Below are 19,889 nucleotides of genomic sequence, written 5' to 3'. Positions count from 1 at the left end.
CCCCCTCAGGAAAGGATCGGTCCGCCGAAGTCGTCGTCATCGTCGTCGACCGGACGACGGCGCCGCGGCGGTTGCGGCGGCGCGGGAGGCGGCGGCGGGGTGCGCGGCGGCGCCGGTGGCTGCTCCTCGTTGTCCTCCGGCAGGAACCGGCGGACGCGGTCGGGCTCCGGGAACGCGGGTTCGGGCTCCGGCGGCGGCTCCGGGAAGGTGCTCTGCGCCTCGCGGACGATCTCCGCCGCGGCCTGGTCGCCGGTGCCGGTGGTCTCCGCCATGGCCTGCTGCAGCAGCTCCGGGATCCGCGCCTGCGCGCGCTGCACCAGCTGCATCACCTGCGCCGACACCTCGGCCATCCGCTTGCCCGCCGCGGCTTCGGCGATGACGAGGTTCTTCAGCAGCCCGCGCGAATCGACGGTCACCTGGACGGTGCCGTCCTTCGACCGCTCGGTGACCGACTGGCCCTGCACGCGATCGGCCAGCGCCTGGTACCGCGCGGCGTTCTCCTCGAGCCGCTTGGTCCAGTTGTCGATCATCGCGTCGCTGGCGTCGATGCTGTCCGGCATCCCGGCCCCTTCTCTCTGCTCCACCACACTGACGGTCCCGGGCCGCTCGCGGTTCCCCGACTGTGCCCCCCAAACGCGCCAAAGGCCACCATAGGGGACCCGCAGGTTCCCGATGGTGGCCTTGGCCGAGATGTGTCAGAGGTTGCCGCGGCGCTCCTGCTCGCGCTCGATCGCCTCGAACAGGGCCTTGAAGTTGCCCTTGCCGAAGCCCAGCGAGCCGTGGCGCTCGATCAGCTCGTAGAAGACGGTCGGGCGGTCGCCGATCGGCTTCGTGAAGATCTGCAGCAGGTAGCCGTCCTCGTCGCGGTCGACCAGGATGCTGTGCTCCTTGAGCGTCTCGATCGACACGCGGACCTCGCCGATCCGGGCGCGCAGCTCGGGGTCGTCGTAGTAGGAGTCCGGGGTGTCCAGGAACTCGACGCCGGCGGCGCGCATCGCGGTGACCGTCGCGATGATGTCGTTGGTGGCCAGCGCGATGTGCTGGCAGCCCGCGCCGTCGTAGAACTCGAGGTACTCGTCGATCTGCGACTTCTTCTTCGCCACGGCGGGCTCGTTCAGCGGGAACTTGACCCGGTGGTTGCCGTTCGAGACGACCTTGCTCATCAGCGCCGAGTACTCGGTCGCGATGTCGTCGCCGACGAACTCCGCCATGTTCACGAAGCCCATGACGCGGTGGTACCAGTCGACCCAGTAGTCCATCTTGCCGAGCTCGACGTTGCCGACGCAGTGGTCGACGGCCTGGAACAGCCGCTTCGGCGCGCCCTCGGGCCGCTTGACCGTGCTCTCGCGCGGCTCGTAGCCGGGCAGGTAGATGCCCTGGTAGCGCGACCGGTCGACCAGCGAGTGGCGGGTTTCGCCGTAGGTCGCGATCGCGGCGACGCGCACGGTGCCGTGGTCGTCGGAGACGTCGTGCGGCTCCTCGAGGATGGTCGCGCCCTGCGCGCGGGCGTGCTCGACGCACTTGTCGACGTCGGTGGTCTCGAGCGCCAGGTCGATGACGCCGTCGCCGTGCTTGCGGTGGTGGTCGAGCAGCGGCGAGTCCGGCTTCACGCCGCCGGTGATGACGAACCGGGCCGAGCCGGACTTGAGGACGTAGGACTTGCGCTCGAAGTCGCCGGTCTCGGGGCCCGAGTACGCGACGAGCTGCATCCCGAAGGCGATCTGGTAGTACCAGGCCGTCTGGGTGGCGTTGCCCGCGATGAACACCACCGCGTCCATGGCCTTGACCGGGAACGGGTCGGTCGAGGCGTCGTGGTCGACAAGCCCGACGAGCTGACGCAGCTGGTCGTAGCTGACGTCGTCGAGGCCGCTCTGGGGTTCGGCAGTCTGGGTCATACCTCGAAGGATCACGCCTGCGAGGCAAGATGTGCAATGGTCCGAATTTTCACTGGGCAATTTGCCGAGTACTCGCCGGACATCGGCTGTCATGGTGGACAATCTGTGCATGCCCGAGAACCTCGATGCGCTGGATGCGCGACTGCTCCTCCTGCTCACCGACTCGCCGCGGCTCGGCGTGCTGGAGTGCGCGCGCCGGCTGGGGGTCGCGCGCGGCACGGTCCAGGCGCGCCTCGACCGCCTGACCGAGCGCGCCATCCTGGGCGGCTTCCCGCCGGAACTGGACCTGGCGGCGATGGGCTACGGCCTGACGGCGTTCGCGTGGCTGGAGATCGCCCAGGGCCGCCGCGCGGAGGTGACGGAGGCGCTGTCGGCGATCGACGAGGTCTGCGAGGTCCACGCGACGACCGGCCAGGGCGACCTGTTCGTGCGGATGGTGGCGCGGGGCAACGACGACCTGCAGCGGGTGATCGACGAGGTGGTGGGGGTGCCGGACGTGATCCGGACGTCGACGTCGATCGCGTTGTCGACCCCGGTGCCACCGCGGGTCCGCCCCCTGCTGGAGCGGACCGCGCGGGGCTGACCCAAGCCGCACTTTCACGTGAAAGTGCCCACCTGGGGGCCGCACTTTCACGTGAAAGTGCGGCTCTCAGCGTTCTTCGGTCACGTGGGCCAGATAGCGGCGGGCCGAGCGCTGGACGACCTCGAAGCCGTCGGTGCGCACGATCGCGTCCCACCAGGCACCGTAGATCGCCTCGAAGCGGTACCCCGCCAGCAGCTCGGCCGCGCGGCGCACGACGTGCGGGCGCTCCGGGACCAGGTTCGGGTAGCTGTACATGAAGCCGACGTGCGTCCGGTCGGGGATGACCTGGACGATGTCGCCGGACAGCAGCGCGCCCTGCCCGTCCTCGCCGTCCGGCCAGTGCAGGACCGTGCCGCCGGTGAAGTGCACGCCCAGGTTGACCAGGCGCAGGTCGTCGGCGACGTCGAGGGTCGTGCCGGACCACAGCTTCACCGCCGGGTCGGGCCTGCCGATCCACTCCTGGTCGCCTTCGTGCAGGTAGATCGGGACGTCGAACGCGTGCGCCCACTCGACCATCGTCGTGTAGTAGTGCGGGTGGCTGATCGCGATGCCGGTGATCCCGCCCAGGTCGCGGACCCGCGCCACGAGCGCGTCGTCGAGGTACGCCGCGCAGTCCCAGAGGAAGTTCCCGGAGCGCGCCTGGACGAGCAGCGCGCGTTCGCCGATCGCGAAGCCGGGGTTCGAGCCGACGCCGATGATGCCGCGGCCCTGCTCTTCGATCCGCGGCGTGTAGTCACCGCTCGCGCGCAGGGTTTCGAGGTTCGTCCACCGCTGCCCGGACTGCGGGACGTACTGGCGCTCGTCCTCGCAGATCGGGCAGTCGTCGCGCGCGGTGGCGTACTGCGTGCCGCACGCCAGGCAGATCGGTTCGGTGCTCACAGCGGTGTCCTCCCAGAACGTGGATCCTGGGAGGACACGCTAACCGCGTTACTTGGCGTCGGTGTACGGAACCGCCTTGACGAGGGTGACCTTCTGCAGCTTGCCGTTGGGCAGCTCGTACTCGCGGGACTCGCCCTCCTTGGCGCCGAGCAGGGCCTTGCCCAGCGGCGACTCCGGGGAGTACACGTCGAGCTCGCCCTCGGCGCCTTCTTCGCGGGTGGCGAGGAGGAACTTCTCGTCTTCGTCGTCGCCTTCGTAGCGGACGGTGAGGACCTTGCCCGGGCCGGCGGTGCCGTCGTTCGCGGGCGCTTCGCCGACCTTGGCCGAGCGCAGCAGCTCCTGCAGGTGCCGGATGCGCGCCTCGGCCTGGCCCTGTTCTTCACGGGCGGCGTGGTAGCCGCCGTTCTCCTTGAGGTCGCCCTCTTCGCGGCTGTCGTTGATGCGCGCGGCGATGACCGGACGATTCTCGATCATTTCGTCGAGCTCGTGCTTGAGCCGGTCGTAGGCATCCTGGGTCAGCCAGGTCACCTTGGTGTCGCTCACGGTCACCATCTCCTCGTCGGGCCTGCCAGGCTTGCGTGTTCAAGCCGGCCCACACGGGCGTAGTTGCCCGCGTGGCTGAGATAAAGGAAAAACACGGCCCGTCGTGGGCCGTGCTGAGGGGTCAGACTATCACGGCGCGACAGGTCGACGCCCGTTAATTCCGCTGGCCCCGGGCGTTGGGCGCGCGGTTCACCCCGTTGGCCGCTATGGGGTTGACAGATACCGTGGTATGTCGTACGAGCAGCCGTACACGTCGGCGGTCACCGGCTCCCCGATGCTCTTGATCGTCGTGCTCATCCTGCTGTACTTCGCGCCGGCCGGGATCAGGAGCTCTTTGCGGCCGCTCTCGGCGCCGGTCTTGTCGCGGGCGCGCACGATGCAGACACCCGGCTTGCTGTTGTCGTCCCGCGTCACGTTGATGGTGATTTCCATCGCGTTGCCCGGTTTGGCGCTGAAGGCCACGCGCTCGGCGTCGATCGGCGTGGCACCCAGGTTGACGTACGCGACCCACGCGATCACGCCGCTGACCAGCAGGGCGATGGCGAGGAAGAGCCACCGGCGCCAGCGCCGCGACGGCGTGGCCTGCCGCGTGCCGTACCGGCCCTCAGGCAGCGCGGGCGCTGCCGTTTCCGCCGGTCCGCCAGCCAACGCGGGGCCTCCTGCTCGTTCTTGTCGTACCCGCGGGGACAATGGTGGGGCGGGTACGGCTTCGAGTATCCGCCCGCTGGGTGGGCGGCCCGCAGGTGGGTCGCGGAATACGGGTAGAGAAGGAGTCGTTCGCAGCATGGTGGACCAGCTGACGAAGACCGCGAAGCCGCGTTTGCGCCTGATGGCCGTGCACGCGCACCCCGACGACGAGTCGAGCAAGGGCGCCGCCACGATGGCGCGCTACGCCGCCGAGGGCCACGAGGTGCTGGTCGTCACCTGCACCGGTGGCGAAGCCGGCAGCATCCTGAACCCCGCCATGGACCGCCCCGACGTCCTGGCGAACATGAGCGAGATCCGCCGCGAGGAGATGGCCCGCGCGGCCAAGATCCTCGGCGTGAGCCAGCGCTGGCTCGGCTTCGTCGACTCGGGCCTGCCCGAGGGCGACCCGCTGCCGCCGGTGCCGGAGGGGTCGTTCGCGGTCGTGCCGCTGGAGGAGTCGACCGAGGCGCTGGTCCGCGTGATCCGCGAGTTCCGCCCGCACGTCATCACGACGTACGACGAGAACGGCGGCTACCCCCACCCCGACCACATCCGCACCCACGAGGTGTCGATGGCGGCGTGGGACGCGGCGCCGGACCCGGCCCGGTTCCCCGACGCCGGCGAGCCGTGGCAGCCGCTGAAGCTGTACTACGGCCACGGCTTCTCGCGGGCCCGGATGACGCTGTTCGACGAGGCGCTGAAGGAGGCCGGGCTCGAGTCGCCGTACACCGAGTGGCTGGCCAAGTGGGACCCGGACAAGGCCGATGTCATGGAGCGGGTGACGACCCGCGTCGAGTGCGGTGAATACTTCGAGGTGCGGGACGAGGCGCTCAAGGCGCACGCCACGCAGATCGACCCCACCAGCCGCTGGTTCGCGGTACCGCTGGAAATCCAGCGCGAGGTCTGGCCGACCGAGGAGTACGAGCTGGTCAAGTCGCTGGTGGACAGCACGTTGCCGGAGGACGACCTGTTCGCCGGCATCCAGGAGAAGGTGAGTACATGAGTCTGACGCTGCCGGCCGGCGTGGCGCTTCCGGTGACCGCGTCGGCACTGGTCCTGACGCAGCAGCCGGGCAACGGCGACAACGGCGGGCAGGGGGAGGACTTCGGCAAGTCCTCCCCGGTCGGCTTCCTGGTGCTGATCCTGTTCCTCGTGGCGGTGGCCTTCCTGGTCCGCTCGATGACGAAGCACCTGAAGCGGGTCCCGGCGAGCTTCGACGAGCCGCCGGCCGAGGCCGCGCCGGAGCAGCCCGAGGCGAAGGCCGGGGAGCCGGCGGCGGCCGAGAAGCCCGCGAAGGACTCCTCGGCCACCAAGGCCGACAGCTAGAGCCGCGGGTCCACCGGGTCCGACTCCAGCGCGAGCACGGCGAACACGCACTCGTGCACGCGCCAGAGCGGTTCACCCCGCGCGACGCGCTCCAGGGCCTCCAGCCCCAGCGCGTATTCGCGCAGCGCCAGCATGCGCTTGCGGTTCAGCCCGCGCTTGCGCAGCCGGTCCAGGTTCTCCGGCAGCGTGTAGTCCGGCCCGTAGACGATCCGCAGGTACTCGCGCCCGCGCACCTTCACGCCGGGCTGGACCAGGCCGCGCGGCCCCCGCGTCAGGTTGGCCGCGGGCTTGACGACCATGCCCTCGCCACCGCCGGCGGTCAGCTCCTCCCACCACGAGACGCCCCGGGCGACCGACGCGGCGTCCAGCAGGTCCACCTCGAGCGTCCGGGTCGGCTGGAACCGCGGTCCGGCCAGCCGCGCCAGCGTCGACAGGTGCCACGCGTGCGGCCGGTCGTGGTGGGCCGCCCCTTCGGACGCCAGCAGCTGGAACGGCGCCAGCCGGACGCCGTCCAGGCCCGACGTCGGCCAGCAGTAGCGCCGGTAGGCCGTCCGGTAGGCGTCCACTGTGGACGACCGGGTGGCCGTCCGCGCCAGCAGGCCGGAGACGTCGATGCCGCGCGCGGCCGCTGTCGTCAGCGCCGACACCGCCGCCGGCAGCACCGCCTGGGCGGCCGCGCCCACCGACGCGTACTGCTCCGAAATGAGCGAGCCCGCCTTCGCGCTCCACGGCAGCAGCTCGGCATCGAGCAGCAGCCAGCCCGTGTTCAGCTCGCGGAACAGCCCGGCCGCCGCCGTCCGCACGTCCGCCAGCAGTTCGTCGTTCTGCGCGGCGGAGAAGAACGGCCGCCCGGTCCGCGTGTACACCGCGCCGCCGCCTTCGATGCCGAACCGCCGGGCCCCGACGCCGTCCTGGCAGACCAGCACGACGGCCCGCGACCCCATGTGCTTCTCTTCGCACACCACGGTCTCGACCCCGGCCGCCCGGTACTCGGCGAACGCCTCCTCGGGGTGCTCCAGGTAGTCCTCCCGCGACGACGTCGAGCACGGCGCCATCGTCGGCGGCAGGTACGCGAGCCACCGCGGGTCGACCGCGAACCGGCTCATCACCTCCAGCGCCGCCGCCGACTGCTCCGCCGAGACGCCGACCCGGCCGTGGTGCGCGGTCTGCACGATCCGCTTCCCGGTGACGTCGGCCAGCTCCAGCACCGCCGGCTCGCGCCCGCCCAGCGGCCGCGACGCGTCGAGCGGCCGGGCCGGTTCGTACCAGACCCGGTGCGCCTTCACCGAGACGACCTGCCGCTCCGGGTAGCGCAGCGCGGTCAGCTTCCCGCCGAAGACGCACCCGGTGTCCAGGCACATCGTGTTGTTGACCCACTCCGGCTCGAGCGTCGGCGTGTGGCCGTACAGGACCATCGCGGACCCGCGGTAGTCACGCGCCCACGGCAGCCGCACCGGCAGGCCGTACTCGTCGGTCTCGCCGGTCGTGTCGCCGTAGAGCGCCATGCTGCGCACCCGCCCGGACGCGCGCCCGTGGTACCGCTCGGGCAGTCCGGCGTGCGCGACGACGAGGTCACCGCCGTCGAGGACGTAGTGCGCGATCAGCCCGTCGCAGAACTCGTGCGCCTGCCGCCGGAACTCCTCGCTCTCCTCCGCGAGCTGGGCCAGCGACTCGGCGAGCCCGTGCGCGGCGTTGACCTTCCGCCCGTGCAGCGCGCGCACCAGCTTCTGCTCGTGGTTCCCGCAGACGACCAGCGCGGTGCCCGCCGCGGCCATCCCCATCACCCGCCGCAGCACGCCGGGGGTGTCCGGGCCGCGGTCGACGAGGTCGCCGACGAACACCGCGGTCCGCCCGTCCGGGTGCACGCCGTCGACGTAGCCCAGCTCGGCGAGCAGCTCCTCGAGCTCGGCCGCGCAGCCGTGGACGTCGCCGATCACGTCGAAGGGGCCGGTCAGCTCGCGCTTGTCGTTGCGCAGCGGCTCGACGACGAGCTCCGCCTCGGCCACGTCGGCTTCCGACCGCAGCACGTGCACCCGCCGGAACCCCTCGCGCTCCAACGACTTCAGCGACCGCTGCAGCTCGCCGCGCTGCCGCCGGACCACGTGGTCGCCGAATTCGCGGTCGGGCCGCGACGCGTTGCGCGCGACGCAGACGCCGAGCGGCAGGTCGAGCACGATCGCCACGGGCAGCACGTCGTGCTCCTTCGCGAGCTTCACCAGGCTCGCCCGCGAAGCGCGCTGGACGTTCGTGGCGTCGATGACGGTCGTCCGCCCGGCCGCGAGCCGCTTCCCCGCGACGTAGTGCAGCGCGTCGAAGGCGTCGGGGGACGCCGCCTGGTCGTTCTCGTCGTCGGCGACGAGCCCGCGGAAGAAGTCGCTGGAGAGCACCTGCGTCGGGGCGAAGTGCGTGCGCGCGAACGTCGACTTGCCGGAACCGGAAGCGCCGACGAGCACGACGAGCGCCATGTCGGGGACGGTCAGCTTCACGCGGCCACCTCCTCACTGGTCGAAAAGACCGCCATCTGGGTCGGCGGTCCCGATTCCTGGTCCACCGGTCCGATCGGCAGGTACCGGACGTCGTAGCCGCGCCGGGTCGCGACGCCGTCCGCCCAGGCGCGGAACTCGGCTCGCGTCCATTCGAACCGGTGGTCGGCGTGCCGGAAATGCCCCATCGGCAGGAACTCGAACAGCCGGTTGTACTCCGCGTTGGGCGTCGTGACGACCACCGTGCGCGGCGCCGCGACCCCGAACACCGCGTGCTCCAGCGCCGGCAGGCGCTCCTCGTCGACGTGTTCGACGACCTCCATCAGCACGGCGGCGTCGTAGCCGGCCAGCGCCGGGTCGGCGTAGGTCAGCGCGGACTGCCGCAGCGTGACCCGGGTGTAGCCACCCAGCCGCTTCTCCGCGATGGCGAGCGCGCCCGCGGAGACGTCGACGCCGACGATGTCGACGAAGGAACGCTCCTTCTCGAGCACGCGCAGCAGCGCGCCGGAGCCGCAGCCGAGGTCCAGCACGCGCCGGGCGCCCGCGGCCCGCAGCGCGGCGAGCACGCTGCCGTGGCGTTGCGAGGCGAGGCTTTCCGGCTGGTCAGGCAGCTCGGTGACCAGCGCTTCGGCCTCCGCCGGGACGTCGTCGGCCTCGGCCAGCCGCGAAAGCGCGTAGTTCACCACCGGGCGGCGGCGCTCGAGGTAGCGGTTCGCGATGAGGTCCCGCGCGGGGTGCGTGGCGAGCCAGCCGGCGCCGGCGCGCAGCAGCTTGTCGGCCTCGTCCTGGCCGACCCAGTAGTGCTTGTCGCCGTCGAGCGCGGGCAGCAGCACGTAGAGGTGCCGCAGCGCGTCGGCGACGCGGTGGGGGCCGGTCAGCGTCAGGTCGACATAGCGGCTTTCGCCCCACTGCGGGAACTCCGGGTCGAGCGGGATCGGCGCGGCCGAAACGCGCCAGCCGAGCGGCTCGAACAGCTTGCGCACGGCCTCGGGCCCGCCGCGCGCGGACAGCGACGGCACGCGGACCTCGAGGTCGAAGAGCTCGTCGACGAGCTCCGGGCGCGCGGCGCAGCGCCCCGCGAGCGCCGTCGTGAACGCGGCCCGCAGCGCGACCGCGAGGTACGAGCCGCCGGCGTAGGGCCGGTCGTTGACGTACTGGGTCAGCGCCGTGCCGCCGCCGCGCACGAGCCCGACCGGGTCGATTTCCACGAACAGCGCGGCGGTGCACCGCTGCGGCCCGGCTTCCGGGTAGAAGACGTGCGCGGTGCCGGCCGAGAGCGCGACCGACTGCGCTTTCTCCGGGTGCTTGTGGAGGAGAAAGCCCAAATCGGTGGCGGGGTTCCGGGTCGTGGTGATGGTCAGCAGCACCCGCACAGTGTGGCCGAGCCGCCGGTGCGTGCGCGCCCGCTTTTCCGGGGTGCGACCCTGAAGGCATGAACCGCCTCGCCAGCGCGACCAGCCCGTACCTGCTCCAGCACGCGGACAACCCGGTCGAGTGGTGGCAGTGGGGGCCGGACGCGCTGGCCGAGGCGCGGCGGCGGAACGTGCCGATCCTGCTGTCCGTCGGGTACGCCGCGTGCCACTGGTGCCACGTCATGGCGCACGAGTCGTTCGAAGACGCCGAAACCGCGGCCGTGATGAACGAGCACTTCGTCAACATCAAGGTCGACCGCGAGGAGCGGCCGGACATCGACGCGGTGTACATGGCCGCGACGCAGGCGATGACCGGGCAGGGCGGCTGGCCGATGACCTGCTTCCTGACCCCGGACGGCGAGCCGTTCCACTGCGGCACCTACTACCCGCCGTCGCCGCGGCCGGGTATGCCGTCGTTCCGCCAGCTGCTGGCCGCGGTTGCCGAGGCGTGGGGCGAGCGGCCGGACGAACTCCTCGAGGGCGCGAAGCAGATCGTCGCGCACCTCGCCGAGCAGACCGGCCCGCTCCAGGAGTCCGTTGTGGACGAAGCGGTGCTCGACGCCGCGGTGACGAAGCTGGCGCAGGAGGCGGACCCGGTCAACGGCGGGTTCGGCCGCGCGCCGAAGTTCCCGCCGTCGATGGTGCTCGAATTCCTGCTGCGCCACCACGAGCGGACGGGATCCCCGGCCGCGCTGTCTCTGGTGGACAAGACGGCCGAGGCAATGGCCCGCGGTGGCCTGTACGACCAGCTCGCCGGCGGGTTCGCGCGCTACTCCGTGGACGCCGAATGGCTCGTGCCGCACTTCGAGAAGATGTTGTACGACAACGCGTTGCTGCTCGGCTTCTACGCGCACCTCTGGCGCCGGACCGGCTCGGCGACGGCGGCGCGGGTCACCGCCGGGACCGCGGAATTCCTCTTCGAGGGCCTGCGGACACCGGAGGGCGGCTTCGCGTCCTCACTGGACGCCGACACCGACGGCGTCGAAGGCCTGACCTACGTCTGGACGCCGTCGCAGCTGCACGAGGTGCTCGGCGACGACGCCGGGGCGGCCGCCGAGTTGTTCGGCGTCACCGAGGAAGGGACCTTCGAACACGGCTCGTCGACGCTGCGCCTGTTCGGTGACCTGCCGGAGTCGATCCGCGTTCCCCTGCTGGCGGCGCGGAACCGGCGGCCGCAGCCGGGCCGGGACGGCAAGGTGATCGCGTCCTGGAACGGCCTGGCGATCAAGGCGCTGGCCGAGGCAGGGGTCGCCCTGGATCGTCCACAGTGGATCCAGGGTGCGGTCGAGGCGGCCGAGTTGCTGCTGCGGGTCCACGTCGTCGACGGCCGGTTGCGGCGCAGCTCACGCGACGGCGTCGTCGGCGAGTCCGCCGGGGTGCTCGAGGACTACGCCTGCGTCGCCGACGGGTTCCTCGCCGTGCACCAGGCGACCGGCGCGGCGAAGTGGCTTACCGAGGCGACGCGGCTGCTCGACCTCGCGCTCGCGCACTTCGCGTCCCCGGACGTCCCCGGCGCGTACTTCGACACCGCCGACGACGCCGAAACGCTGGTCCAGCGCCCGGCCGACCCGGGGGACAACGCGAGCCCGGCCGGGGCGTCCGCGCTGGCCGGCGCGTTGCTGACGGCGTCCGCGCTCGCGGGGCACGCCGACGCGGGCCGGTACCGCGACGCCGCCGAGCAGGCGCTTCGCCGCGTCGGCGTGCTGGCCGCGCGGGTGCCGCGGTTCGCCGGGCACTGGCTGTCGGTCGCCGAAGCGCTGCAGGCCGGTCCGGTGCAGGTGGCGGTGGTCGGCGCGGACCCGGCGTTGCGCCTGGCCGCGGCGCGGGGGGTGCACGGCGGCGGCATCGTGCTGGCCGGCGAGCCGGACGCGCCCGGCGTCCCCCTGCTGGCGGACCGGCCCCTGGTCGACGGCGGTGCGGCGGCCTACGTCTGCCGCGGGTACGTCTGCGACCGGCCGGTCACGTCGGCGGCGGCCTTGACCGCTCAGCTCTGATCGCCCTGGGTGAACGCGTCCCTGTTGCTCTTGCATTCGGCGTAGCGTCAGCAGCGTTGTAATCATGTAATCGCGGAGGTGGCGACCATGGGACGAGGCTGGCGAGGTAGCCGAGGCTGGCAGCAGGCCGAAGTGCCTTCGGCGGAAGACGCGGCGGCCTGGTTCGGCGGGCGTCTGCCCGACGGCTGGTTCACCGGAGCCCCGGAGGTGACGGTCGACCGCGAGGAGATCATCGTGGTCGGCGAGCTGCCGGCGTTGAGCGGAGAACACGCCGACGACGCGGCCCGCGCGGCGGCGGAGGAAGGCCGGATCAGCCGGTTCCGCGAGGAGACGCGCGACGAGCGCATCGAGATCGCGCGCCAGGCGGAGCACCGCTACCAGCGCAAGGTCGCGTGGGGTGCCCGCCTCGGCGGCACGAAGGCGCTGTTCACGACGCATTCGGCCCCGGTGATGACGCGCCTGCGGCAGCCGGAGCGGCTGGTGCTCGACACGCTGGTGGACGCGGGTGTCGCGCGGTCTCGCTCGGACGCGCTGGCGTGGGCGGTCCGGCTGGTGGGCGAGCACGCCGACAGCTGGCTGGGCGAGCTGCGCGAGGCGATGAGCAAGGTTGACGACCTGCGCTCGAAGGGCCCCGACCTGGCGTGAAGAAGTCCACGTTTAGGGGTTTCCCGCCGTGCTGAACCTGCGGGGCCGACGGGGCTGCGGCAGGCTTACTACCAACGAGTAGGAAGCCTGCCGTCAGTCCTTTCCGGAGGTAGCCGTGGACGTCCCCGAAGTGCCGTCGAAAGTGGACCCGGACTCGCTGACCGCCGTCCTCGACGGTCGCTGGGCCGAGCTGCGCCGCGGGGTGCGGGCGCAGATGACCGACACGGAGTTCCGCGACCCGGTCGACCTCGCCACCGAGCCGCACCGCGCGCAGGTGCTCGACCAACTGCGCGCGCTCGCCGCGACCGACCGGCCCGGCCTGGGGTTCGACCCGGCGTACGGCGGTGGCGGCGACGTCGGCGGCTCGGTCACGTCGTTCGAGATGCTGGGTTACGGCGATCTCTCCCTGATGGTCAAGGCCGGTGTCCAATGGGGACTGTTCGGCGGCGCCGTCCAGCTGCTCGGCACCGAACGGCACCACGAGCGCTACCTGCGCTCGATCATGAACCTCGACCTGCTGGGCTGCTTCGCGATGACCGAGCACGGTCACGGCTCCGACGTCCAGCACCTGCGCACGACGGCGACGTACGCCGACGGCGAGTTCGTCGTGCACACGCCGGACCACATGGCGCAGAAGGAATACATCGGCAACGCGGCCCGCGACGGCCGGCTGGCGGTGGTGTTCGCCCAGCTGGTCACCGGCGGTGAATCGCGCGGCGTGCACGCGTTCATGGTGCCGATCCGGGACGGCGACGGGAAACCGCTGCCGGGGGTGTCCATCGAGGACTGCGGCCCGAAGGCCGGGCTGAACGGTGTCGACAATGGACGGTTGAGCTTCGACCACGTCCGCGTCCCGCGCGAGGCCTTGCTGAACCGCTTCGGCGACGTCGACGAGAACGGGACGTATTCGAGCCCGATCGAAAGCGACAGCCGCCGGTTCTTCACCATGCTGGGCACGCTGATCCGCGGCCGGGTGAGCGTCGGCGGCAGCGCGGGCAGCGCGACGAAACGCGCGCTGGCACTGGCGATCCGCTACGGCGAGCACCGCCGCCAGTTCCTGACCCCGGACGGCGACGAGGTCGTCATCCTCGACTACCTCGCCCACCAGCGGAAACTGCTGCCGGCGCTGGCGAAGACGTACGCACTGCACTTCGCGCAGGAGGAGCTGGTGTCGAAGCTGCACGACATCGACTCCGCGGCGCCCGAGGAGGAGCAGCGCGAACTGGAGTCGCGCGCGGCCGGGATGAAGGCCCTCAACACCTGGCACGCGACCGCGACGATCCAGGCGGCGCGCGAGGCCTGCGGCGGCTCGGGTTACCTGGCGGAGAACCTGCTGCCCGGGCTGAAGGCCGACACCGACGTCTTCACGACGTTCGAGGGCGACAACACGGTGCTGCTGCAGCTGGTCGCGAAGGGGCTTCTGACCAGTTACAAGCAGGACTTCCAAGACCTCTCGCCGCTGGCGACCGCGCGGTTCTTCGCCGAGCAGGTGGTCAGCGCGGTCCTGGAGCGGACGTCGGCGCGCAAGGCCGTCGAGGCGCTGACCGAGGGCTCCGACGCGGAGGTCTTCTTCCGCCGCGAGTGGCAGCTCCGGCTGTTCGAGGACCGCGAGGAACACGTCGTGGAGGGCGTGGCGAAACGCCTGCGCAAGGCGGCTTCGGACCCGTTCGGCGTGTTCAACTCGGCGCAGGACCACGTGCTGCGCGCCGGCCGCGTCCACGTCGAGCGCCTGGTCCTGTCGGCGTTCGTGGCGGCGATCGAGCGCTGCGAAGACCCGGACGCCCGCACGCTGCTGGAGCGCGTCTGCGACCTGTACGCGCTGTCGGCGATCGAAGAGGACCTGGCCTGGTTCCTGGGCCACGGCCGCTTGACGGCGTCGCGCGGGAAAGCCGTCACCGCGGCGGTGAACGGGTTGTGCGCGCAGCTGCGCCCGCACGCGCGGACCCTGGTGGACGCGTTCGCGATCCCGGAGCAGTTCCTGGCGGCGCCGATGCTCAAGTCCTGAATGGACGTTTTGCGCGGATCCTTCGGTGGGGTGGCGGAAACCGGGCGGTGGCGGCGATCTAGCCTTGCGCGTCCGCTTCCCGAACTCCCCGAAGGACCCGCGATGGGCGCACGCCGCGAAAGACGTCTGCTGGAAACCGCCGCACCGATGATGCAACCGGGCGAAACGCCCGAAGTGATCGCCATGGCCAAGGTCGGCTCGCTGCGGAAGGTGCTGGGTGAGCACTTCGCGCTCGGCATCGCGACCGCGGTCCTGAGCGGCGGGACGATGTTCTCGATCACGTCCCAGCGCGAGCTCTACCTGCTGCTGACCGACCGCCAGCTGCTGTTCTTCGAGGCCGACGTGCACACCGGCGGCCCCGGCAAGGCGCTCTTCGGCGTGCCGCGCACGCACGTCGCGATCACCGAGCCGAAGAGCGGCTTCCTGGTGAAGTTCGAGCTCCGCATCCACGGCTGGGACCAGGTCCTGACCCTGTCGATGCCGCCGTTCCCGCCGTCGATGCGGAAGAAGGGCCTGCAGCTGATCGCGGGTCTGCCCCGCCTCGAGCACGCGAAGTCGTGACCACGGGGTGGCCGGTATCGGGGACCGGCCACCCCGCGGCGGCTCTACCGGCGGCGCTTGCCTTCGTCGTCGGTGACTTCGAACTGCTCCTTGCGGACCTTGCCGGAAACGGTCTGCTCCTCGGTGACCGACTCGGTCCGCAGCCGCGCCCGCTCGACCGGCACGGTTTCCTTGCGCACGACGGGTTTCTCGGCGTGGAGGACGACGTCCTGCTCGGCTTCGCCGATCTCGGCCTCGCCGTCGGCCTCGGTGATCGGCTCGCGCTCGATGCGCACTTCTTCGTGCCGCACCGGGACGGTGACCTGCTGCTCCTCGGTGACGACGTACTTGCGCAGCCGCACGTGACCGGTCTCGACCTGCTCGGTCCCGACGTTCAGCCGCTCCTCGGAGCGGGTCATGCTGCCCTTGTCGTCCATGCCGGACTCGCCCTTGGCCTGCCGGCGGTCGCCGGCCCGGTCGCGTTCGCCCGTCTTGCCCGTCTCGCCCGTGCGGCCCGCGGGCATCCGGCCGTCGGGTGAGGTGCGGGGCACCGGCAGGCCGTAGTGGCGGTAGAGCTGGGCGCTCTCCTCGGGGGAGAGGTGCCCGTCGGCGTCGATGCGGGGCGCGTCGGAAACGCTGTCCTTGTCGACCCGGACGTGGACGCCGTCCCGGTCGGTGTGCGCGCCGGAGAGCGGGACGAAGCTTTCCTTGGTGCCGAAGAGCCCGGTCTTGACGGTGATCCACTCCGGCTGGTGCGTCGCGTCGGCGAGGTAGACGGTGCCGACCTTCCCGAGCTTGTTGCCGTCCGGGTCGACCACGGCACTGTCGATGAGCTCCTGGGGCTGCATGGTCTTGGCCATCGCGGTGCGGCTCCTTTCGCGCGTTGGGTCCTTGGTGAAGCCACCGTCGGCCGCGCTGCCGATCACGGCAACCGTCGTGGTGTCCCCGTGGGTGACCCCCGAAGGTGATCGTTTGAAGGCGCCCCGACTGGCCACGTCCGTGGTGTCGCCGCAGGTCGGGCGGGCGGTCCCCGGCGTGATCGGGGCCGCGGGGTTGGCGCGAAGGTGTGGATGTGACCGGCGCCACTCACCGTGCTGTCACAACCTCGCCGCCGTCCTCGTCATGGCTGTGAAACCGGAAGACGGAAGGGAAGAACGATGGAAGCGCGGCTCAACATGTTCGAGAACGAGATCACCGCCAAGTTCGTCAAGCGCCTGATCGCGGCGTCCCGCCCGGTCGAGGAGTCCTCCCTGCCGAAGGCGACGCAGGAGCTGGTGAAGATCCGCGCGAGCCAGATCAACGGCTGCGGAATGTGCCTCGACATGCACACGAAGGACGCGGCGGCCAACGGCGAGACGGCGGTCCGCCTGGCGATGGTGGCGGCCTGGCGCGAAGCGGTGGTGTTCACCGAGGCCGAGCGCGCGGCCCTGGCCCTGACAGAGGAGGCAACCCGCCTGGCGGACGCGCACACCGGCGTCAGCGACTCGACGTGGTCGGAGGTCCGCAAGCACTTCGACGACGAGCAGATCGGCGCGCTGATCTCGCTGGTGGCGATGATCAACGCGTGGAACCGCTTGAACGTGATCGTCCAGAACCCGGCGGGCGAGTACCAGCCGGGCATGTTCGGCTGAGACCGGTTGCCGAGGAGGGGCTTCGTTCGCTGGGGAGTGCGAGCGAAGCCCCTTTCGCTGTGCGCGCACAATGGAGCCCGGACAAAGACGAGCCACGGGGAGCTTCGTGCCGCGACGAGAACGACCGCTGGAGCCGGCCGAAGACGGCTTGGCCCGGTTCGCGGCCGAGCTGCGGGCCTTGCGGGTCCAGGCGGGCACCCCGACCTACCGGGAGCTGGCGCGGCGCGCGCACTACTCGTCCACCACGCTGTCCGACGCCGCGGGCGGGCAGCGGCTCCCGACACTGCCGGTGACCCTCGGGTACGTCCGGGCGTGCGGCGGGGAGGTCGAAGCCTGGGAACGGCGTTGGCACGAGACCGCCGCGGAGCTGGCGCTCGAGGACTCGGAGACCGCTCCCGGGGAGCAGCCGCCCTACGTGGGCTTGGCGGCGTTCCAGACCGGGGACGCCGACCGCTTCTTCGGTCGTGACCGGCTGGTCGACGACCTGCTCGACCGGTTGTCGCGCCGCCCGCTGGTGGCGGTGTTCGGTCCTTCGGGCGCCGGCAAGTCCTCGCTGCTGCGGGCCGGCCTGATCCCGCGACTGACCGGCGAGCACGTCTTCTTCACGCCGGGAGCGCATCCCCTGCGTGAGTACGCAGCCCAGCCGGCGGGACGCGACCGCGTGGTCGTGGTCGACCAGTTCGAAGAGTGCTTCACCCTGTGCACCGATCCCGCCGAGCGAGCGGAGTTCCTCTCGGAGCTGGTCGGCTCGGCCGTGGGCGGTACCCGCGTGGTCCTCGGGATCCGGGCGGACTTCTACGAGCACTGCGCCTTCCACGAGGGTTTGGCCGGCGCGCTGACCGACGCCCAGATCCTGATCGGCCCGATGCGCCCGGACGAGCTGCGTGAAGCGATCGTCCGCCCGGCCGCGGCGGCCGGCTGCGCGGTCGACACGGCACTCGTCACGAGGCTGGTCGCCGAGGCGACCAGCCAGCCCGCGGTGCTGCCGTTGCTGTCGCACGCGCTGCGGGAAACCTGGCGGCGCCGCAGCGGCATGCGCCTGACCCTCGACGGCTACGAGCGCACCGGCGGCATCGAGCACGCGCTGGCCCGCACAGCGGAAGCGACGTACGAGAGTTTGACCCCGGCGCAACGGGAGACGCTGCGGCACCTGTGCCGCCGCCTGGTCGCGTCGGAAATCGGTTCCCCCGTGGTGAAACGGCGGGTCGCGCGCGACGAGCTGGGCGACGAACCCGCGGTGCGCGAGGTCCTGGACCGCCTCGCCGCGGCGCGCCTGGTGAGCCTCGACCGCGACAGCGTGGAGCTGACCCACGAAGCACTGCTGCGGCACTGGCCGCGTCTGCGGGACTGGCTCACCGAAGACCGCGAAGGCATGCAGGTCCACCGCCGCCTGACCCGAGCCGCCGGCGAATGGGAGACGTTCGACCGCGACCCGGGCGCCCTCTACCGCGGCGCGCGCCTGGACGCCGCTCTGACGTGGCGCGCGGGCAACGAGGCGAGCTTGAACGGCGTCGAGCGCGCGTTCTTGGAGGCCGCGACCGCTCTGCGGGACGGCGAGCGGAACGCCGAGCGACGCCGGGCGAACCGCCGCCGCCTGCTGACGACGACCGTCGCGGTTCTGGTCGTGCTCATCGCGGCCGTCACGGCGTACGGGGTGTCCGCCCGGCGCCAAGCCACGGAGCAGGCCGCGCTCGCGACGTCGCAACGCATGGTGTCGCAAGGCCGTGGCTTCCTCCTCACCGACTCCGGCGAGGCCGCGCGCCTGGCGCTGGCGGCGTACCGGATCGCCCCGACCGACGAGGCCCGTGACCTGGTGCTGAGCGCGGCCGCGGCCGGCGACCGCATCGACTTCTCGACCACCATCCGGGACGCCGCGCTCTGCCGCGACGGCCGTTTGCTCGCGTTCACCACGGCGGCGGCCGTGCAGGTGTGGGACGTGCCGCACTACCGCCGCCTGGCCACCATCCCCGGCGCCCTGGGCCCCCAACCGGCGATCGCGTTCAGCCCGGACGGCCGCTGGCTCACGGTGTCGCGACCGCACAACGTCATCGAGCTCTTCGACGTGGCGAACCCGGCAGCGCCGGCCGCGACGTTCCCGGACGCCGAGGCCGCCCGCATCGACCCCACGGGAAGGGTTTTGGCGCTTCGCGCGGACGGGCACCCGACGCGCCTGCTGGCGATCGACCACGGCGACGCGCCCCGGCTACTCGCCGAGCTGCCCCCGACCAGGTCGATCGCCTTCGGCCCGGACGGCCACACGGTGTTCACCGGCTTGCAGGAGTGGGACACGGCGTCGATCCAGGTCTGGACCTTGACGGACGAGGCCCGCCTGACCACGACGTGGCGCGGAATCGGCAACGTGATCTTCGACGCGGCCCAGGGCTTCATGGCGATCGCCGACGTCTACGGGGACGAGCAGTTGCGGTTGTGGGACACGAGCAACGTCCTCGAGCCCCGCGAGCTGGGTGCACTGCCACTGCCCCCGAGCAGCTTCCAAGCAGCGGCCTTCGACGCCGGAGCGCGGCGGCTGGCGGTGATCGACCGCAGCACAACGGTCCGGATCATCGACCTGACCAACCCCCACCACCCACGCCTGGAGGCCTCCCTGTCCGGGCACCTGGCCCCGATCCAGGCGACGACGTTCCTGCCGGACGGACGCCTGTTGAGCGCGGGATCGGACGGGACGGCACGTCCGTGGAACCTGGACTTCGAGGCGGTCACCGCTCACATGCGCGGGTGAACCGCAGCTAGGCGTACATGGCCAGCCAGATCGCGATGATCTGCTCCTGGCCTCTTCTGCACCTCGGCGTCTCCGCCTCTTAGGTACGCTGAGCTGCGGTTTTGTCTGTCATCAGTTCTCGCGGTTGCCCGCCTCTTCCTGACCTCTGACGGCCTGGAGACGGCCTGGCGACCGACGCCACACCCTGCCCTGCATCCCGATACGAAGCCTCCACGCGGCCGGTGGTGCCGGGGCAAGACACGCTTCATCGTCTTGACGCGGTGCTACCGGCCGTTGTCACGATCCGGCTTCGGGATGGAGGTCTCTTGCGACGGTGCGTAACGGAGATCGAGTCACGAACGACCCGTATGTCACGACCGCTCGCAGAGGAGGCCGACGTTGGCTCTGGGGACCCGTGTGCCGCCGTGCGGCGCTGCGCCAGGTGACCCGCTGGCGGCCGCACCGCCCGGCCGGCGGGCGGAGCGGAGCGGCAGCCCGCCGTGTCGGAAGCGGATGCGGCCGCCCAGGCGAGGGGCTACGTAGGCGA

The 19,889-nt window shown here is 71.5% G+C and carries 17 protein-coding genes; 9 read left to right on the top strand and 8 right to left on the bottom strand.

The features are described from left to right. Positions 1–5: 5 nt before the first annotated feature. Together AB5J73_RS05425 and hppD are read right to left on the bottom strand one after the other, a co-directional pair. Positions 6–560 (bottom strand): YbaB/EbfC family nucleoid-associated protein, encoded by a 555-nt coding sequence (locus tag AB5J73_RS05425; RefSeq protein ID WP_370972948.1) that lies wholly within the window; start codon positions 558–560, stop codon positions 6–8. Between the two features lie 135 nt (positions 561–695). Further along, on the bottom strand, positions 696–1,895 hold the full coding sequence (gene hppD / locus AB5J73_RS05420; protein ID WP_370968602.1) for a 4-hydroxyphenylpyruvate dioxygenase: 1,200 nt from the start codon (positions 1,893–1,895) through the stop codon (positions 696–698). Positions 1,896–2,004: 109 nt separating this feature from the next. On the opposite strand from hppD, the gene AB5J73_RS05415 reads away from it, so the two are divergent. Next, complete coding sequence (locus AB5J73_RS05415) at positions 2,005–2,478, top strand: Lrp/AsnC family transcriptional regulator (RefSeq protein WP_247018660.1); 474 nt, start codon at positions 2,005–2,007, stop codon at positions 2,476–2,478. Positions 2,479–2,544: 66 nt separating this feature from the next. Here AB5J73_RS05415 and AB5J73_RS05410 read toward each other — a convergent pair whose 3' ends face one another. From AB5J73_RS05410 to AB5J73_RS05400, 3 genes are all read right to left on the bottom strand, one after another. After that, positions 2,545–3,357: an MBL fold metallo-hydrolase gene (locus AB5J73_RS05410; protein ID WP_370968601.1), complete on the bottom strand. Its 813-nt coding sequence runs from the start codon at positions 3,355–3,357 to the stop codon at positions 2,545–2,547. A gap of 48 nt (positions 3,358–3,405) precedes the next feature. Continuing rightward, entirely contained in the window at positions 3,406–3,909 is a 504-nt protein-coding gene (gene greA, locus AB5J73_RS05405; RefSeq protein ID WP_086857442.1) for a transcription elongation factor GreA, read from the bottom strand. Between the two features lie 195 nt (positions 3,910–4,104). Further along, on the bottom strand, positions 4,105–4,548 hold the full coding sequence (locus tag AB5J73_RS05400; protein WP_370968600.1) for a DUF4307 domain-containing protein: 444 nt from the start codon (positions 4,546–4,548) through the stop codon (positions 4,105–4,107). Between the two features lie 136 nt (positions 4,549–4,684). On the opposite strand from AB5J73_RS05400, the gene mca reads away from it, so the two are divergent. After that, positions 4,685–5,590 carry a mycothiol conjugate amidase Mca gene (mca, locus tag AB5J73_RS05395; protein WP_370968599.1) on the top strand — a complete coding sequence of 302 codons (906 nt, stop codon included), beginning with the start codon at positions 4,685–4,687 and terminating at the stop codon, positions 5,588–5,590. Then, positions 5,587–5,913: a hypothetical protein gene (locus tag AB5J73_RS05390; RefSeq protein ID WP_370968598.1), complete on the top strand. Its 327-nt coding sequence runs from the start codon at positions 5,587–5,589 to the stop codon at positions 5,911–5,913. Before mca ends, AB5J73_RS05390 begins: the two co-directional genes overlap by 4 nt. On the opposite strand, the gene AB5J73_RS05385 is transcribed toward AB5J73_RS05390, so the two are convergent. Beyond that, positions 5,910–8,399 carry a polynucleotide kinase-phosphatase gene (locus AB5J73_RS05385; RefSeq protein ID WP_370968597.1) on the bottom strand — a complete coding sequence of 830 codons (2,490 nt, stop codon included), beginning with the start codon at positions 8,397–8,399 and terminating at the stop codon, positions 5,910–5,912. The genes AB5J73_RS05390 and AB5J73_RS05385 overlap by 4 nt on opposite strands. Then, complete coding sequence (locus AB5J73_RS05380) at positions 8,396–9,763, bottom strand: 3' terminal RNA ribose 2'-O-methyltransferase Hen1 (protein ID WP_370968596.1); 1,368 nt, start codon at positions 9,761–9,763, stop codon at positions 8,396–8,398. Before AB5J73_RS05380 ends, AB5J73_RS05385 begins: the two co-directional genes overlap by 4 nt. A gap of 65 nt (positions 9,764–9,828) precedes the next feature. Here AB5J73_RS05380 and AB5J73_RS05375 point away from each other — a divergent pair, with 65 nt between their 5' ends. The 4 genes from AB5J73_RS05375 to AB5J73_RS05360 all read left to right on the top strand — a co-directional run bounded on the left by AB5J73_RS05375 (position 9,829) and on the right by AB5J73_RS05360 (position 15,013). After that, a complete protein-coding gene (locus AB5J73_RS05375; protein WP_370968595.1) occupies positions 9,829–11,802 on the top strand; it encodes a thioredoxin domain-containing protein in 1,974 nt (657 codons plus the stop codon). An 87-nt stretch (positions 11,803–11,889) separates the two neighbouring features. After that, on the top strand, positions 11,890–12,447 hold the full coding sequence (locus AB5J73_RS05370) for a hypothetical protein (RefSeq protein WP_370968594.1): 558 nt from the start codon (positions 11,890–11,892) through the stop codon (positions 12,445–12,447). A gap of 115 nt (positions 12,448–12,562) precedes the next feature. Then, positions 12,563–14,452 (top strand): acyl-CoA dehydrogenase, encoded by a 1,890-nt coding sequence (locus tag AB5J73_RS05365; RefSeq protein WP_370968593.1) that lies wholly within the window; start codon positions 12,563–12,565, stop codon positions 14,450–14,452. A gap of 102 nt (positions 14,453–14,554) precedes the next feature. Beyond that, entirely contained in the window at positions 14,555–15,013 is a 459-nt protein-coding gene (locus AB5J73_RS05360; protein WP_370968592.1) for a hypothetical protein, read from the top strand. Between the two features lie 44 nt (positions 15,014–15,057). On the opposite strand, the gene AB5J73_RS05355 is transcribed toward AB5J73_RS05360, so the two are convergent. After that, entirely contained in the window at positions 15,058–15,852 is a 795-nt protein-coding gene (locus AB5J73_RS05355; RefSeq protein WP_370968591.1) for a PRC and DUF2382 domain-containing protein, read from the bottom strand. A gap of 297 nt (positions 15,853–16,149) precedes the next feature. Here AB5J73_RS05355 and AB5J73_RS05350 point away from each other — a divergent pair, with 297 nt between their 5' ends. Continuing rightward, positions 16,150–16,623, top strand: coding sequence for a carboxymuconolactone decarboxylase family protein (locus tag AB5J73_RS05350; protein WP_370968590.1), 474 nt, complete (start codon positions 16,150–16,152; stop codon positions 16,621–16,623). A gap of 106 nt (positions 16,624–16,729) precedes the next feature. Continuing rightward, positions 16,730–19,363, top strand: a complete 2,634-nt coding sequence (locus tag AB5J73_RS05345) for an XRE family transcriptional regulator (RefSeq protein WP_370968589.1) — start codon at positions 16,730–16,732, stop codon at positions 19,361–19,363. Positions 19,364–19,889 lie beyond the last annotated feature (526 nt).

Origin of the sequence: Amycolatopsis sp. cg9 (genome assembly GCF_041346945.1) — a bacterium.
GTDB lineage: Bacteria > Actinomycetota > Actinomycetes > Mycobacteriales > Pseudonocardiaceae > Amycolatopsis.
This window is presented reverse-complemented; position numbering and strand designations above follow the sequence as displayed.